Source organism: Pseudoalteromonas sp. S558 (genome assembly GCF_005886635.1).
In the GTDB taxonomy this organism is placed as follows: Bacteria; Pseudomonadota; Gammaproteobacteria; order Enterobacterales; family Alteromonadaceae; genus Pseudoalteromonas; species Pseudoalteromonas aliena.
This window is the reverse complement of the sequence record NZ_PNDU01000486.1, coordinates 1-353: the sequence shown is the minus strand read 5'-3', so window position 1 is coordinate 353 and position 353 is coordinate 1. Positions and strand designations below refer to the sequence as shown.

Genomic DNA, 353 nt, shown 5'->3' with positions numbered 1-353 from the left:
CGGCATACATTAGTAAAGGCTTATTTAGATGCTTGGTATAAGCTAGAAGGAAGTCCTGATTACCATTTAATGGATACCGATGCCTATATAGGTTACTGGTGTTGGGAGGTTGCTTTAGTCGTTAAGCTTTATCACATTGACGATAGCAGTTTTATCGATCATGAATATTACCCCAAAGATTTAGTACATTGGCAATGTAACCCAAATAATCAGAGAAGTAACGATGCGAAGTGTTTGAAAGAATAAAATTTCACCAAGATGACTCGTTAGCTAAAAAGATTGGATTCACAAAAAAACATTGGACTAAAGTAAAAGGATAAATAATGGATTTTTCACCATTTCAGATAAGAGTA

Annotated in this window: 1 protein-coding gene; it reads left to right on the top strand. The window is 34.3% G+C overall.

The window, feature by feature from the left end:
* Window positions 1–246, top strand: a 246-nt coding sequence (locus CWB66_RS21015) for a PoNe immunity protein domain-containing protein (RefSeq protein WP_138586964.1), incomplete at its 5' end; no start/stop codon positions are given.
* Between the last annotated feature and the right edge of the window lie 107 nt (window positions 247–353).